The organism is Nocardioides sp. YJ-D4 (assembly GCF_054031495.1).
This window is the reverse complement of record NZ_CM132932.1, coordinates 378,777-391,917: the sequence shown is the minus strand read 5'-3', so window position 1 is coordinate 391,917 and position 13,141 is coordinate 378,777. Positions and strand designations below refer to the sequence as shown.

The 13,141-nt window shown below is 70.0% G+C and carries 17 protein-coding genes; 12 read left to right on the top strand and 5 right to left on the bottom strand.

All coding sequences use genetic code 11. The features are described from left to right. Positions 1-133 precede the first annotated feature (133 nt). From ACW14X_RS01950 to ACW14X_RS01940, 3 genes are read left to right on the top strand one after another with little or no spacing between them, the layout of a single operon-like run. Positions 134-469, top strand: a complete 336-nt coding sequence (locus ACW14X_RS01950; protein ID WP_457164510.1) for an ArsR/SmtB family transcription factor — start codon at positions 134-136, stop codon at positions 467-469. Then, positions 466-1,500 carry a cation diffusion facilitator family transporter gene (locus ACW14X_RS01945; protein ID WP_457164509.1) on the top strand — a complete coding sequence of 345 codons (1,035 nt, stop codon included), beginning with the start codon at positions 466-468 and terminating at the stop codon, positions 1,498-1,500. Before ACW14X_RS01950 ends, ACW14X_RS01945 begins: the two co-directional genes overlap by 4 nt. Positions 1,501-1,511: 11 nt before the next feature. Then, positions 1,512-2,039, top strand: a complete 528-nt coding sequence (locus tag ACW14X_RS01940; RefSeq protein WP_457164508.1) for a gamma carbonic anhydrase family protein — start codon at positions 1,512-1,514, stop codon at positions 2,037-2,039. A gap of 30 nt (positions 2,040-2,069) precedes the next feature. Here ACW14X_RS01940 and ACW14X_RS01935 read toward each other — a convergent pair whose 3' ends face one another. Next, positions 2,070-2,690, bottom strand: a complete 621-nt coding sequence (locus ACW14X_RS01935) for a hypothetical protein (protein WP_350713846.1) — start codon at positions 2,688-2,690, stop codon at positions 2,070-2,072. Continuing rightward, positions 2,687-2,941: a helix-turn-helix domain-containing protein gene (locus ACW14X_RS01930; RefSeq protein WP_160023855.1), complete on the bottom strand. Its 255-nt coding sequence runs from the start codon at positions 2,939-2,941 to the stop codon at positions 2,687-2,689. Before ACW14X_RS01930 ends, ACW14X_RS01935 begins: the two co-directional genes overlap by 4 nt. A gap of 107 nt (positions 2,942-3,048) precedes the next feature. Between ACW14X_RS01930 and ACW14X_RS01925 the strand changes: the two genes are divergently transcribed. The 4 genes from ACW14X_RS01925 to ACW14X_RS01910 all read left to right on the top strand — a co-directional run bounded on the left by ACW14X_RS01925 (position 3,049) and on the right by ACW14X_RS01910 (position 5,957). Then, positions 3,049-3,312: a phosphoribosyl-ATP diphosphatase gene (locus ACW14X_RS01925; protein WP_008359350.1), complete on the top strand. Its 264-nt coding sequence runs from the start codon at positions 3,049-3,051 to the stop codon at positions 3,310-3,312. A 9-nt stretch (positions 3,313-3,321) separates the two neighbouring features. Then, positions 3,322-4,185: an ATP phosphoribosyltransferase gene (gene hisG / locus ACW14X_RS01920; RefSeq protein WP_400462381.1), complete on the top strand. Its 864-nt coding sequence runs from the start codon at positions 3,322-3,324 to the stop codon at positions 4,183-4,185. Then, positions 4,169-4,651, top strand: a complete 483-nt coding sequence (locus ACW14X_RS01915) for a PH domain-containing protein (RefSeq protein ID WP_457164507.1) — start codon at positions 4,169-4,171, stop codon at positions 4,649-4,651. The genes hisG and ACW14X_RS01915 overlap by 17 nt, the downstream gene beginning before the upstream one ends. Before the next feature lie 91 nt (positions 4,652-4,742). Then, entirely contained in the window at positions 4,743-5,957 is a 1,215-nt protein-coding gene (locus ACW14X_RS01910) for an SGNH/GDSL hydrolase family protein (protein ID WP_457164506.1), read from the top strand. A 10-nt stretch (positions 5,958-5,967) separates the two neighbouring features. Here ACW14X_RS01910 and ACW14X_RS01905 read toward each other — a convergent pair whose 3' ends face one another. Further along, positions 5,968-6,870, bottom strand: a complete 903-nt coding sequence (locus ACW14X_RS01905) for an aldose 1-epimerase family protein (protein ID WP_457164505.1) — start codon at positions 6,868-6,870, stop codon at positions 5,968-5,970. A gap of 61 nt (positions 6,871-6,931) precedes the next feature. Here ACW14X_RS01905 and ACW14X_RS01900 point away from each other — a divergent pair, with 61 nt between their 5' ends. The 5 genes from ACW14X_RS01900 (at position 6,932) to ACW14X_RS01880 (ending at position 12,040) form a co-directional block, all read left to right on the top strand. Then, on the top strand, positions 6,932-7,807 hold the full coding sequence (locus tag ACW14X_RS01900) for a LysR family transcriptional regulator (RefSeq protein ID WP_457164504.1): 876 nt from the start codon (positions 6,932-6,934) through the stop codon (positions 7,805-7,807). Positions 7,808-7,936: 129 nt separating this feature from the next. Next, positions 7,937-8,893: an ABC transporter substrate-binding protein gene (locus tag ACW14X_RS01895; RefSeq protein WP_457164503.1), complete on the top strand. Its 957-nt coding sequence runs from the start codon at positions 7,937-7,939 to the stop codon at positions 8,891-8,893. Then, positions 8,893-10,164, top strand: coding sequence for a quaternary amine ABC transporter ATP-binding protein (locus ACW14X_RS01890; protein ID WP_457164502.1), 1,272 nt, complete (start codon positions 8,893-8,895; stop codon positions 10,162-10,164). Before ACW14X_RS01895 ends, ACW14X_RS01890 begins: the two co-directional genes overlap by 1 nt. Beyond that, positions 10,157-11,062, top strand: a complete 906-nt coding sequence (locus ACW14X_RS01885; protein ID WP_160023847.1) for an ABC transporter permease subunit — start codon at positions 10,157-10,159, stop codon at positions 11,060-11,062. The genes ACW14X_RS01890 and ACW14X_RS01885 overlap by 8 nt, the downstream gene beginning before the upstream one ends. 30 nt (positions 11,063-11,092) lie before the next feature. Next, entirely contained in the window at positions 11,093-12,040 is a 948-nt protein-coding gene (locus ACW14X_RS01880) for a TauD/TfdA dioxygenase family protein (protein ID WP_160023846.1), read from the top strand. A gap of 12 nt (positions 12,041-12,052) precedes the next feature. Here ACW14X_RS01880 and ACW14X_RS01875 read toward each other — a convergent pair whose 3' ends face one another. Beyond that, positions 12,053-12,553, bottom strand: a complete 501-nt coding sequence (locus ACW14X_RS01875) for a 4-amino-4-deoxy-L-arabinose transferase (RefSeq protein ID WP_457164501.1) — start codon at positions 12,551-12,553, stop codon at positions 12,053-12,055. Between the two features lie 40 nt (positions 12,554-12,593). Next, positions 12,594-13,058 carry a hypothetical protein gene (locus ACW14X_RS01870; protein ID WP_350839422.1) on the bottom strand — a complete coding sequence of 155 codons (465 nt, stop codon included), beginning with the start codon at positions 13,056-13,058 and terminating at the stop codon, positions 12,594-12,596. Positions 13,059-13,141 lie beyond the last annotated feature (83 nt).

The following is a 13,141-nucleotide window of genomic DNA, read 5'->3' as shown; positions in this document are numbered from 1 at the left end:
TGGTCGGCAGCATCGCGACGCTCGTTGACCCGGCTGACCTCGGCGGCGTGATCCGGGACAGATGCGCCGACTCGATCGCGGGGCCCGGTCGTCGCGCTATAATTTGCGCATGCATGCAAATACGCAACCTCCGGTGTGGGGGGATGACGTCGTCACTCTTGCCGTCGAGGTGCTGCGGATGCTGGCTGACCCGACGCGTCTGCAGATGGCGGGGCTGTTGCTCGATGAGGAGCGGTCGGTCTCCGAGCTTGCCTCGATGTTGGAGAAGCCGGTGCCGGGGGTCTCACAGCATCTGGCGAAGATGCGGATGGCTCGGCTGGTGACGACGCGGAAGGAGGGGACCTCGGTGCTCTACCGGGTCGAGAACGGGCATGTGCGCCAGCTCGTCCTCGACACGATCGGCCACGTGGAGCATCTCCTGGACCAGGTCCCTGCGCACCATCGGTCGTCGGGGGAGGAGTCGGTATGACCCATACGTTGCACGATCACCTACGCGACCATGCCCACGCCGGACACGGCCACGGACACGGTCATGACCACAGCGATGGGCGGTGGGCGCGCGTCAAGCATGCGGTCTCTGACGTCTTCGGGGCTCACTCCCACGATGCTGCGGACCAGGTCGACGAGGCGCTGGAGGCCGACGTACGTGGGCGGCGAGCGCTGTGGATCAGCCTCGGTGTGCTCGCGCTGACGGCGGGGCTGCAGGCGGTCGTGGTGACCCTGACCGGGTCGGTGGCGCTGCTGGGGGACATGCTCCACAATGTCGCGGACGCGCTGACGGCGGTGCCGTTGCTCGTGGCGTTCTGGCTCGCTCGGCGTCCGGCCAACGACCGGTTCACCTATGGGTACGGCCGGGCTGAGGATCTCGCCGGGCTCTTCGTCGTCGCCATGATCGCGCTCTCCAGCATTCTGGCGGGTTGGGAGGCCATCGACCGGCTGTTCCATCCGCGGGAGGTCGAGCACGTCTGGGCGGTCGCTGCGGCCGGAGTGGTCGGGTTCTGTGGCAACGAGATCGTCGCGCGCTACCGGATCCGGGTGGGCCGCCACATCGGCTCGGCGGCTCTGGTCGCCGACGGGCTCCACGCGCGTACCGATGGGTTCACCTCGCTGGCCGTGGTCCTCGGTGCTGCCGGGGTTGCGGTCGGGATGCCGTGGGCCGACCCGGTGATCGGGCTGCTGATCGCCGTCGCGATCCTCGGCGTGCTGCGCTCGGCACTCAAGCAGGTCGGTGCTCGGCTGATGGACGCGGTTACCCCGGAGGACGTACGCAGGGGGAGGGACGCGGTCGGCACGGTGGACGGCGTGCTGGAGGTCCGCAGCCTGAGGCTGCGGTGGATCGGGCACACCCTCCACGCCGACGGCGACATCACCGTGTCAGCCGAGCTGCCCGTCTCCGCCGGGCACGACATCGCCCACCATGCCGAGGAGCATCTCCTGGAGGCACTGCCGCGGCTGACCAGTGTGGTCCTCCACGTCAGCCCTGACGGAGCACACCCCTAGGCTCTGCCCTGATGAACATCTTCGAATTCGACGGCAAGAGTCCGCAGATCCATCCCGACGCCTGGGTGGCGCCGACAGCAACGCTGATCGGTGACGTACGCCTCGGTCCGAACGCCAGCGTCTGGTACGGCGCGGTGCTGCGTGCCGACGTCGGGCCGATCATCATCGGCGAGGGCTCCAACGTGCAGGACAACTCGGTGCTGCACGTACGCCCCGGCTCCTCCCTCGAGATGGGCGCGCACAGCACCATCGCGCACGGCTGCGTGGTGCACGGTGACCGGATCGGGACCGGGTCGCTGGTCGGCAACGGCGCCGTGGTCTCCGATGCCGTGGTCATCGGCGACGGCTGCCTGATCGCGGCCGGCGCGATGGTGGTCGAGGGGACGGAGGTGCCCGACCACAGCCTGGTGATGGGCGTGCCGGCCAAGATCCGCGGCACGATCGAGCCCGGCAGCAACCCCGCCGCGATCCTCGAGCTCAACGCGCCCGGCTACGTTGAGTTCATGAAGTTGCACCGCGCGACCGTACGACCGGCCTAACCAGCCTAACCCTCACCCTGAGGTGGAGGGTCAGTCGGCGCCGCAGGCGACGCAGTGGAGCGAGCCGACCCGGCGGTCGGCCTCGCAGGTCGCGCACGGGGCGATGGTCTCGCGGCCGCAGCCCTCGCAGTGCTTGCCGCGGACCGGGTAGCCGCAGTAGGGGCAGTCGCCCTTGCGTACGCGCATGGCCGGGATCCGCTTGGCGAGGAGCCGCTGGACGGCGACGAACACGCCGACGGTGGCCGCGGCGCCGAACAGCGACAGGATGAGCGGGCCGAAGTCGGCGTACTCGAAGGTGTAGTGGAAGGCGAAGACCAGGGCCATGATCACCCCGGTCGCGGCGAGCGCGAAGCCGAGCGGGAGGAAGCGGGAGCCGCTGCGGCGCAGCCGGTAGAGGACCCAGAACCCGACCAGGCAGAGCAGGATGATGAAGCCGAGGCGGATCCCGATCTGGATCGCCTCGTGGCCGGGGATCTCGCACGCCGTCTGGCCGTTGTTGCACTGGTCCCAGTCCATGTAGAGCGGCCACCAGCCGGCGACCTTGACGTAGAACCAGACGGTGCCGACGAGCAGGAAGGCGGTCAGCGCGACCGCCAGGAACCGCTCGCTGCGGGTCGACTCGACCTCGTCGGCGGCAATAGGGGTCTTCATGGCGTGCTCCTGTGGGCTCGGGTGCGGGGGTGGAAGCCGACCTCGAGGCGGCAGTCGAGGGCGGCTGCCACCCGGAGGAGGGTGTCGATCTTGGGTGGGCGGGACCCGGACTCCAGCCGAGCGATCGCCGACTGGGTCGTGCCGCAGAGCTCGGCGAGCTCGCGCTGGGACAGGCCCCGCGCGACCCGGTGCTCGGTGACCTGCGCGGCGATCCCGACGTAGAACGCGGTGTCCTCGTCGTCGGTGCTCATGAAATCGAAGGTATCGCAGAACTGCTATGGCTGTCCATAGCAGTTCTGCTATGGATCCGATGAGACGATTCGGGGGCCGGGTCGCGTACGGCCTAGGCTTGACGCTCGTGAAGACGTTCGACGAGCTCTGGGCCGAGCTGAGTGAGAAGGCCCGGACCCGACCTGAAGGATCCGGCACCGTGGCACAGCTCGACGCCGGGGTCCATGCGATCGGGAAGAAGCTGGTCGAGGAGGCCGCCGAGTCCTGGATGGCGGCCGAGTACGAGGGCAAGGAAGCGACCGCGGAGGAGATCTCCCAGCTGCTCTACCACGCCCAGGTGCTCATGCTCGCCAGCGGAATCTCGATCGACGACGTCTACTCACACCTGTAGGGGAACCTCATGACAACCGATGACAAGCCTCTCCGGATCGCCGTCCCCAACAAGGGCTCGCTGTCCAGCTCCGCCTCCGAGCTCCTGCGCGAGGCCGGCTACCGCCAGCGCGAGGACTCCAAGCGCCTGACCCTCATCGACGACGAGAACGGCGTCGAGTTCTTCTACCTGCGTCCGCGCGACATCGCGCTCTACGTCGGCGAGGGAACCCTCGACATCGGCATCACCGGCCGCGACCTGCTCCTCGACTCCGGCGCCAAGGCCGACGAGGTCATCGGGCTCGGCTTCGGCCGCAGCCGGTTCCACTTCGCCGGCCGCGCCGGCGCCTTCACCTCGATCGAGGAGCTGCGCGGCAAGCGGATCGCGACCTCCTACGTCGGCGTCGTCTCGGCCTTCCTGGAGCGCGAGGGGATCGACGCGAGCGTCACCCGGCTCGACGGCGCCGTCGAGACCTCGATCCAGCTCGGTGTCGCCGACGCGATCGCCGACGTGGTCGAGACCGGATCCACGATGCGACAGGCCGGTCTGGAGATCTTCGGCGAGCCGATCATGCGCTCCGAGGCCGTGGTGATCACCCGGTCGGGCGCGCAGCTGCCGGAGGCGTACGAGACGTTCAAGCGCCGTCTGGACGGCGTCCTGATCGCACGCAGCTACGTGATGATGGACTACGACATCCGCGCCGAGGACCTCTCCGAGGCCTCCGCGATGACGCCCGGCCTCGAGGGGCCGACGGTCAGCCCGCTGCACCGCGAGGGCTGGGTCGCCGTCCGTGCGATGGTGCCGCGTGCCGGTTCGCAGAAGCTGATGGACGACCTGTACGCCGTGGGTGCCCGCGCGATCCTGCTGACGGAGATCAATGCCTGCCGGATCTGAGCCCGCTGGATCTGACACCGCTGGCCCTGAGCTGCCGGTGAAGCTGCCGCACACCTGGCGTCCGCTTGGGGCGCGCTTCATGGGCTGGTTCCTCGTGGCCGCCCTGGCGGTCATGTGCACGATGGTCTGGGTCGGGTTCACGCCCGAGATCAAGGCACAGGTCACCATGTTCGAACGGCTCACCTTCGGAGCCGTGGGTCTCGGGATCGTGGCCTGCGTGTATGCGCTGACCCGATCGCGGGTCGTCGCTCGTGCCGACGGCCTGACCGTGGTCAACGGCTTCAAGCGCCGCGACCTGGAGTGGGCCGAGGTCCTCGCGATCAACTTCCCGCGCGGCGCTCCCTGGCCCAACATCGACCTGGCCTCGGGGCACAACATCTCCGTCCTCGGCATCCAGGCATCCGACGGGGGCGCGTCGAAGAAGGCCGTACGCACGCTGCGCACGCTGGCCGAAGAGCTGTCCTAGCAGCAACCCTCCGGCGAACCACTTACTACGCTTCGGGGAAGACTCGCCCGAACCGCTGATCGTGGTGCCCGCGGCGACTTACCGTGTCTGCGTGACGTCATGGACTCGTGCTTTCGCGGCGCTGGCGGCCGTCCTCGCCCTGGTCTCGACCGTGCCTGCCCAGGCCGCGCCGGTGCACCCGGTCGGCACCTGGGGTGCCTCGGCCGACGAGGTGGGCGGCCAGACCGGCGCCACCGGCCTGGCGGACCGGTCGGTGCGCAACCTGGTGCACACCTCGCTGGGTGGTTCCGGCGTACGCATCACCCTGTCCAACGTGTTCGGCGACCGTCCGGTGACCTTCACCTCGGCACACCTCGGTCTGGCCGGGGACGGAGCCGCGGTGGTGCGCGGCACGAACCGGCCGCTGACCTTCGACGGCGCCGACCAGGTCACCGTCGCCCCCGGCACCGAGGTGCTCAGCGACCCGGTCGACGCGACGGTGCCGGCCGATAGGACCCTCGCGGTGAGCTTCCACGTCGTCGGCGAGAGCGGCCCGATCACCGGGCACGACGTCGCCACGCAGGCCTCCTACATCTCGGGGACGGCGGGCGCGGACGTGGCCGGCGAGGAGTCGGGTGCGGCATTCACGACGGAGATCTCGAGCTGGTACTGGGTCGAGAGCGTCGTCGTCGAGAAGCCGCGCCGGGTCAAGACCGTGGTGCTCTTCGGTGACTCGATCACCGACGGCAACGGCTCAACGGTCGGAGCCAACCGGCGCTACCCTGACGTGCTGGCAGACCGGGTGGCGGCGAGCTCGTACGCCGACCGGTTCGCGATGATGAACGAAGGGATCTCCGCCAACCGCGTGCTCGTCGACAGCACCGGTGGCCAGCGCGGTCTGGACCGCTTCCGGCGAGACGTCCTGGACCAGCCCGGCGTCTCCACGGTCGTGCTGCTGGAGGGGATCAACGACATCCGCTGGGACGACGCCGACGAGGCTTCCGACCTGACCGCGGCCTACCGCGACCTGATCGCCCAGGCGCACGCCGAGGACGTGTGCGTCGTCGGCGCCACCCTCACCCCGTACGAGGGCGGCAGCCGCTACACCCCCGCACGCGATCGCGTGCGGGTCGCGGTCAACGAGTGGATCCGGACCTCCGGCGAGTTCGACGGCATCGTCGACTTCGATGCGGCCACGCGTGACCCCGAGCGACCGGCGCGGTTCCTGCCTGCGTACGACTCCGGGGATCATCTCCACCCCGGCGACGCCGGCTATGCGGCGATGGCCGAGGCGGTCGACCTGTCGTTGCTGGAGTGCGACCGCTAGGCCGTGGCGATCAGATCGCGGTGATGCCCCACGTGATCTCGAGGCGCTCGTCGGGGGCGAGCGAGACCAGGTCGGTGCTGGAGTTGAACGCGTCCGGGGGAGCGGTCATCGGCTCGACGGCGAGACCGCCGCGAGCCGGCGACTGGTCGTCGGCGCTGTAGACCATCAGCCACGGGTGGTGCTCGTCGACCCAGAGCGCGACGCCGCCGTCGGGGCCCTGGATCGTGACGGTCGCCCGCCCGTCCTCGCCACGGTCGAGATCGGTGAAGGCGTGGTCGAGGACGACGTCGCCGATGGGCTTGGCGGAGGTGAAGTCGTAGGCGGTCCCTGCCGTCGCCTCGCTCCCGGTGGGCAGCTTGCGCTCGGGGTCGGAGAGCAGTCGCGTCCGCGCCGGAAGGGTGAGCGTCCACTCGTCGACCGGACCGGCGCCGACGGTGAGATAGGGGTGCGCGCCGGCGGCGTAGGGCGCGGGGGAGTCGGCATGGTTGGTCGCCGACTGGGTCACGGTGAGCCCGTCTGCCCCGATGGCGTACGTCACCTCGAGGTCGAGCGTCCACGGATAGCCGCTCTGCGCCATCAACCGGGTGGCCAGGGTGATCGAGCTCTTGGCCTCCTCGATGGGCAGCCACTGCGACCACCGCACCAGCCCGTGGGAGGCGTTGTTGCGCGCGACCTCGGTGAGCCCCAGCTGGTAGGTCTTCCCGCCGAACTCGTAGCGTCCGTCGCGGATCCGGTTGGGCCACGGCGCCAGCAGCTGACCCTTGCCGCCGCTGGACTGCTCCTCGTCGCCGAACCCGGCGATCAGGTCCCGCCCCTCGTAGGACAGCAGCCGCAGCGCGCCGCCACTCTCCGTCACCGTGGCGGCGTAGCCCCCGCCGTCGATCGTGAACTGCTCTCCACTCGGTCTCAGCACGCGCACAGGCTATCGAGGTGGCCGCGCCGCCCCGGTGGCTGGTCGGGGTTAGCCTCGGGCCATGGAGCGACGACAGCTGGAGTTCTTCCTCGCGATCGCTGAGGCGGGCAGCTTCACCAGCGCCGCGGCGCGTCTGCACGTCGCCCAGCCGTCGTTGTCGTACGCCGTGCGTGGGCTCGAGCGGGAGCTGGGCGGTCCGCTCTTCGAGCGTCATGGCAGAGGCGTGCGGCTCACGCCGGCGGGCTCGGCGCTGCTGGGACCGGCCCGTCGGGTCGTACGTGGCTTCGAGCTCGCCGCGGGTGCGGTCCGGTCGGTCTCCGACGAGGGGTTCGGGCGGCTGCGGATCACCTCCAGCACGGTATGGGCGGTCGAGCCGCTGGTGCCGGTGCTGGCCGAGTTCCGCCGGATCCAGCCTGGAGCGCAGGTGGTCGTCACCGACCCGCAGCACCGCTCCGACGTCTTGGACCAGGTGCGCAAGGGCGAGGCCGACGTGGGGCTCATCGACGGCGCGACGCCGCACGGCCCCTTCGCCTCGCACCGCCTCGCCGAGCACGAGCTGGTGGCGGTCCTGCCGCCTTCGGGCGAGGCGCCGGAGGAGATCCGGATCGAGGAGCTCGCCGAGGTCGGCCTGATCGCGACACCGGCCGGCACGGCGCTGCGTACGTTCCTCGATGCCCGCCTCGAGGCCGCGGGTCTGCCCACCGAGGTCGCCATCGAGACGGCCCACGTCGCCTCGATCATCCCGCTGGTGCTGGCGCGGGCCGGGGTCGCGATGCTGACCGAGGGCATGGCCGGTGCGGCGTCGCGAGCCGGGGCGAAGGTCGTGCCGCTGGCTCCGGTGACGCGGGTGAGCGTGTCTCTGGTGTGGCTGGAGGAACGCGGCGACGCGCTGGTGGAGCAGTTCGTCGCGCTGGCTCAGGATCTGACCGACCAGTGACTCAGCTATAGAGACTCTCTATCGCAGCATCTCGATCTTCGTCTTGCTCGCTGCGCGGACGTGCTGGAACACCCAGAAGGCGAATGTCTAGTGTGTTAGACATATATGAACCGATTGGATGGAGCATGCATGCGCCGCCCCCAACGCCTTGCTGTGGCCGCCCTCGCCATCGCGGCGACCGCCGGCACCCTGACCGCCTGCACGACCGCGAGCGAGCGTGACGGCTTCGCCCAGAGCGACTCCGGAGGAGCCGAGAACTCGGTGGTCCTCGCCGAGCAGCCGTGGGTCGACCTCCAGGTCGAGAACGAGATCGCCGTCCAGATCCTCCAGGAGCTCGGCTACGACGCGAGCATCAAGAAGAACCTGTCCGTCGAGAACGCGGCGACCGCGGTCTCCTCGGGCCAGATCGACGCCTACCTCGGCAACTGGTGGCCCTCCCAGGAGCCCAGCTTCGGCGACCCCATCGAGGAGGGCGACGTCGAGGTGCTCTCCACGATCGTGAAGGGCACCGAGTACGCCCCGGCGATCCCCGGCGACGTCGCCGACGAGCTCGGGATCGAGTCGCTCGCCGACCTCGACGCCAACGCCGCGAGGTTCGGGAAGAAGATCTATGGCATCGAGGCCGGCTCCCCGGGCAACGAGACGATCCAGAAGGCGATTGACGAGGACGCGTACGGCCTGGGGGACTGGAAGCTCGTCGCCAGCGGCACCCCGGCGATGCTCGCCCAGGTCGAGAAGTCGCAGAAGGCCGGCCAGCCGATCGTGTTCCTCGGCTGGAGCCCGCACTGGATGACCGTGCAGTTCGACGCCGCCTTCCTCGAGGACCCCGACAAGGTGTGGGGAGGCGCCGGTGAGATCCGCACGGTCACCCGCAAGGGGTTCGAGGACGACAACCCGGAGATCGCCGAGTTCCTCTCCAACCTGACCTTCACCACCGACGAGGCCGGGCAGTTCTACTACGACCACGACAAGTCCGGGAAGGAGCTCGCCGACATCGCCGAGGCGTGGATCGACGACAACCCCGACAGAGTCGCCGAGTTCCTCGACGGGGTCGAGGACGCAGACGGCGAGAAGGCGGAGATCTGATGAGCGAGACGACGTTGCAAGCCGACGAGACGGCCGAGCCCGCGATCGTCGGGCGTGGCCTGAGCAAGGTCTACGGCCTCGGCAGGAGGCAGGCCGAGAAGGCACTGGCCGCCCAGGACCCGCGTGCCGCGGCCGCCGCCGCGGGCGGCTACCTCGGCGCCCACGAGATCGACTTCGAGATCGCCAAGGGCGAGATGTTCGTCGTCATGGGCCTGTCCGGCTCGGGCAAGTCGACCGTGCTGAGGATGATCAACCGGCTCAACGAGCCCAGCGCCGGCGAGCTCCTGATCGACGGCGAGGACATCACCCAGGTCTCCGACCAGCGGCTGCGCGAGCTCCGCAACAACGGCATCGGGATGGTCTTCCAGCACTTCTCGCTCTTCCCGCACCGGACGGTGCGGGAGAACGCGGCGTACGGCCTGAAGGTACGCGGCATCCCGAAGCAGGAGCGGCTCGAGAGGGCCGACGCCGCCCTGGACCGGGTCGGCCTGGGCGGGCGCGGCGACAAGCTCCCGCACGAGCTCTCCGGCGGCATGCGGCAGCGGGTGGGTCTGGCCCGCGCGCTGGCCGTGGACCCGCCGATCCTGCTGATGGACGAGCCGTTCTCGGCGCTGGACCCGCTGATCCGGCGCGACATGCAGGATCTGCTGGTCGAGCTCCAGGCCCAGGACCAGCGCACCACGGTCTTCGTCACCCACGACCTCAACGAGGCGATGCGGATCGGCGACCGGGTGATGGTGATGCGCGAGGGCCGGGTCGTCCAGCTCGCTCCCGGGCCCGAGATCGTGGCGCACCCTGCCGACGACTACGTCAGCGAGTTCGTCTCCGACGTCGACCGGGCGCGCGTGCTCAGCGCCGCTGACCTGATCCGGCCGGCCCGGCTCGTGCTCCCCGAGGACATCACGCCCCACGATGCGCTGCGCAGGCTGGGGGAGAACGAGGTCACCGGAGCGTTCGTGACCGGCGCGGACGACAGGCTGCTGGGCGTCGTGACCGACGACCGGCTGGTGAGCCTGACCCGGCGTGGCGCCAAGAGCGTCCACGGTGCGCTGGGGGAGGACTACCACCAGGTCAAGGAGGGCGACGTGATCGGCGACTTCATGCATCTGGCGGGCCGCCAGGTCGTGCCCGTCACGGTCCTCGACGAGGACGGCAGGCTGCGCGGCGTAGTGCCGCGGGGCGCGATCCTCTCGGCGCTCTCCACCGTGAACGACACCGAAAACGACTCCGTGAACGACTCCGACGAGGCTGCGGAGGTGGCCCATGCCTGACCTTCACATCGGCGACATCGGTGAGGACGTCATCACCTTCCTCACCGACAACCTCGGGCCGTTCTTCGACGGCATCAAGGAGGCGCTCAACTTCCTGCTCCGGATGGTCTACAACGTGCTCGGCGGCCTGCCACCGGTCGCGATGATCATCGTGCTCGCCGTGATCGCGCTCCTGGTGACCCGCCAGGTCGTGCTGACCCTGGTGCTGACCGCCGGGTTGCTCCTGATCGAGTCGATGGACCTGTGGTACGAGACGATGCAGACCACCACCTCGGTGCTCGTGGCGACGCTCGTCGCGCTGGTGATCGGCATCCCGCTGGGGATCTGGTCGGCCTTCTCGCCACCGCTGCGGACGGCCCTGCGGCCGGTCCTCGACCTGATGCAGACGCTCCCGGTCTTCGTCTACCTGCTGCCGACGATCCTCTTCTTCGGCGTCGGCGACGCACCCGGCCTGGTCGCCACCATCGTCTTCGCCCTGCCGCCGGCGGTCCGGCTCACCCAGCTCGGGATCAACCAGGTCGACCCCGAGACCGTCGAGGCGGCCACCGCCTTCGGCGCGGGCCGCTGGGAGATCCTGCGCGAGGTCCAGCTCCCGCTGGCCAAGGACTCGATCATGACCGGCGTCAACCAGGTCATCATGCTGGCCCTCTCGATGGTCGTCGTGGCCGGGCTGGTCGGCGGCTCCGGCCTCGGTGGCGTCGTCGTCAACGCGGTCCAGGGGCTGCAGATCGGCGCCTCGATCGAGGGCGGACTGGCCGTCGTCGTCATCGCGATCTACCTCGACCGCGTCTCGGCCGCACTCGGCGGCCAGCGTGGCCTGGTGCCGTCCTGGTGGCCGAAGCTCGGCCGCGGTCGCGGTGCCCACGCGACCCCCGAGCCCGAGCTCACCCCCGCCTGACCCGAAATCCCTGATCGGAGGAGAACGACTGTGACCATCACCGAGCTGCATCGTCCCGCGGACGTCGTCGAGACGCCCTCGGGCGTGCGGATCCGCCGCGCCGGTGCCCGGATCGGCGCCGTCATCGAGGGCCTGAGCCTGGCTGAGGCCGACGACGCCCAGATCCAGGACGTACGCGACGCCCTGTTGCGCCACAAGGTGCTCTTCTTCCGGGGCCAGGACGGGCTCACCGACGAGGCGCAGAGCGCGTTCGCGGCGCGGTTCGGCGAGCTGACGACCGCGCACCCGACGGTCAACACCGGCTCCGGGCGGGTGCTGCGGGTCACCGCCAACGCCGGCATGGCGGCCAACGCGTGGCACACCGACGTCACCTTCGTCGACCGGGTCCCGGCGATCTCGGTGCTCCGCGCGGTCACCCTACCGCCCTACGGTGGCACCACGATCTGGGCGAACACCGCGGCCGCCTACGACCGGCTCCCGGCACCGCTGAAGGCGCTGGCCGACGCGCTGTGGGCGGTGCACACCAACTCCTACGACTACGCCCAGCGCGACGAGGAGCACGAGCAGCCCGACGCCAACTACTCCCGCGACGACTTCGCCTCGGTCCACTTCGAGACCCGGCACCCGGTCGTCCGCGTCCACCCCGAGACGGGGGAGCGGACGCTGGTCCTGGGCAGCTTCGTCAAGGAGTTCGACGGGCTCACCTCCACCGAGTCGATCCACCTGTTCAACCTTCTCCAGGACCGGGTCACCAAGCTGGAGAACACCATCCGCTGGGCCTGGCAGCCCGGCGACGTGGCGATGTGGGACAACCGCGCCACCCAGCACTACGCGGTCGCCGACTTCGACCACCACCCGCGCGAGATGCGCCGGGTCACGGTCGCGGGTGACGTACCGGTCTCGGTCGACGGGCGGCGCTCGGAGGTCCTCCAGGGCGACGCGCGGGCCTACAGCCGCTTGGACGAGCTGATCTCCTGACCCGTTCCGGGTTCACGTGGTCACGATGATGTCCGCTCGGGCGGCGGTCAGGTCGTGGGCGAAGTGCTCGGTCTCGGCCGCTGCCCAGGCGTCCCAGTGGGGTGCGAAGGTGTCGCCGTCGCGGTCGATGCCGCGTCGCTTGCGATCGTCCTCGGGCGCGTCGACCCAGGCGAGGGCCGTGCGGAAGCCGTCGTACGCCGCGGCGCCGCTGCCGACGCCCTCGATGACGAGGAGCGGGCTCGGCGGGACCAGCACGGTCTCGGCGAACTCGCGTGCGTGCCAGTCGTAGCGGCGGTAGGAGCCGGGGGCTCCCTCGACGAGGGGGAGGAGGATCGTCTCGAGCTGGGCGATGCCGTCGGCGAGGCCGTCCCAGCCGGCGTACAGGTCGTCCATGTGGACCACCGGGGCCTGGGTCATCTCGGCCAGGGCGGTGGCGAGCGTCGTCTTCCCGGAGCCGGCGGGGCCGTCGACGCAGATCAGCCGTCCGGGGCCAAGGGTGGCCGGACGGCTCATCGCGATCGTCAGGAGATCAACGGTTGGGGAGTCGGTCAACTCAGGAGATGCCGTACTTCTTCAAGATGTCGTTGACGTCGGCCATGTCGTCGTCATCGTCGTCGACCACCGGACCCTTGGCCGTCTTCGGCGCCGCGACCGAGGCCGGGCCGGCCGACCCGGCGGGCGCGGCACCGGCAGCGCCCTTCCGGGCTGCGCGGCTCGGCTTCTCCTTGGTGGGCAGGAGGCGGGCGACGAAGATCAGCACGATCGCGAGCGCGGCGATGCCGAACCCGATCCAGACGGTCGGGCTGAAGACCAGGCGCGCGGCCCAGTCGGCGACCGCGTCGACGATCCGGCCGCCGGCGCGCAGCAGTCCGGTCAGGTAGGCCGCCGGAGCGAGCAGCGTCCACCCGGCAGCCCTCACTCCGGCTCCGAGGCCGCGCCGTCGGAACGCGACCCAGGTCCAGATCGCGCCCAGAACGGTGAGCGCGGCGGCTAGTGCGAGGTAGGCGCCTTGGTCCATACCTGCAGTCTTCCACCGTCGTGGTCGTCTGACACCCGGACTGTCCCCGATATCGGCCCTGATGTCGCTCTGTTGTTGAATGG

Bases quoted from the DNA above. Each gene is read 5' to 3' on its own strand.
- ACW14X_RS01875 (WP_457164501.1), bottom strand. From the start codon at position 12,553: ATGAGCCGTCCGGCCACCCTTGGCCCCGGACGGCTGATCTGCGTCGAC.
- ACW14X_RS01940 (WP_457164508.1), top strand. From the start codon at position 1,512: ATGAACATCTTCGAATTCGACGGCAAGAGTCCGCAGATCCATCCCGAC.
- ACW14X_RS01895 (WP_457164503.1), top strand. From the start codon at position 7,937: ATGCGCCGCCCCCAACGCCTTGCTGTGGCCGCCCTCGCCATCGCGGCG.
- ACW14X_RS01930 (WP_160023855.1), bottom strand. From the start codon at position 2,941: ATGAGCACCGACGACGAGGACACCGCGTTCTACGTCGGGATCGCCGCG.
- ACW14X_RS01945 (WP_457164509.1), top strand. From the start codon at position 466: ATGACCCATACGTTGCACGATCACCTACGCGACCATGCCCACGCCGGA.
- ACW14X_RS01915 (WP_457164507.1), top strand. From the start codon at position 4,169: ATGCCTGCCGGATCTGAGCCCGCTGGATCTGACACCGCTGGCCCTGAG.
- ACW14X_RS01885 (WP_160023847.1), top strand. From the start codon at position 10,157: ATGCCTGACCTTCACATCGGCGACATCGGTGAGGACGTCATCACCTTC.
- hisG (WP_400462381.1), top strand. From the start codon at position 3,322: ATGACAACCGATGACAAGCCTCTCCGGATCGCCGTCCCCAACAAGGGC.
- ACW14X_RS01935 (WP_350713846.1), bottom strand. From the start codon at position 2,690: ATGAAGACCCCTATTGCCGCCGACGAGGTCGAGTCGACCCGCAGCGAG.
- ACW14X_RS01900 (WP_457164504.1), top strand. From the start codon at position 6,932: ATGGAGCGACGACAGCTGGAGTTCTTCCTCGCGATCGCTGAGGCGGGC.
- ACW14X_RS01890 (WP_457164502.1), top strand. From the start codon at position 8,893: ATGAGCGAGACGACGTTGCAAGCCGACGAGACGGCCGAGCCCGCGATC.
- ACW14X_RS01870 (WP_350839422.1), bottom strand. From the start codon at position 13,058: ATGGACCAAGGCGCCTACCTCGCACTAGCCGCCGCGCTCACCGTTCTG.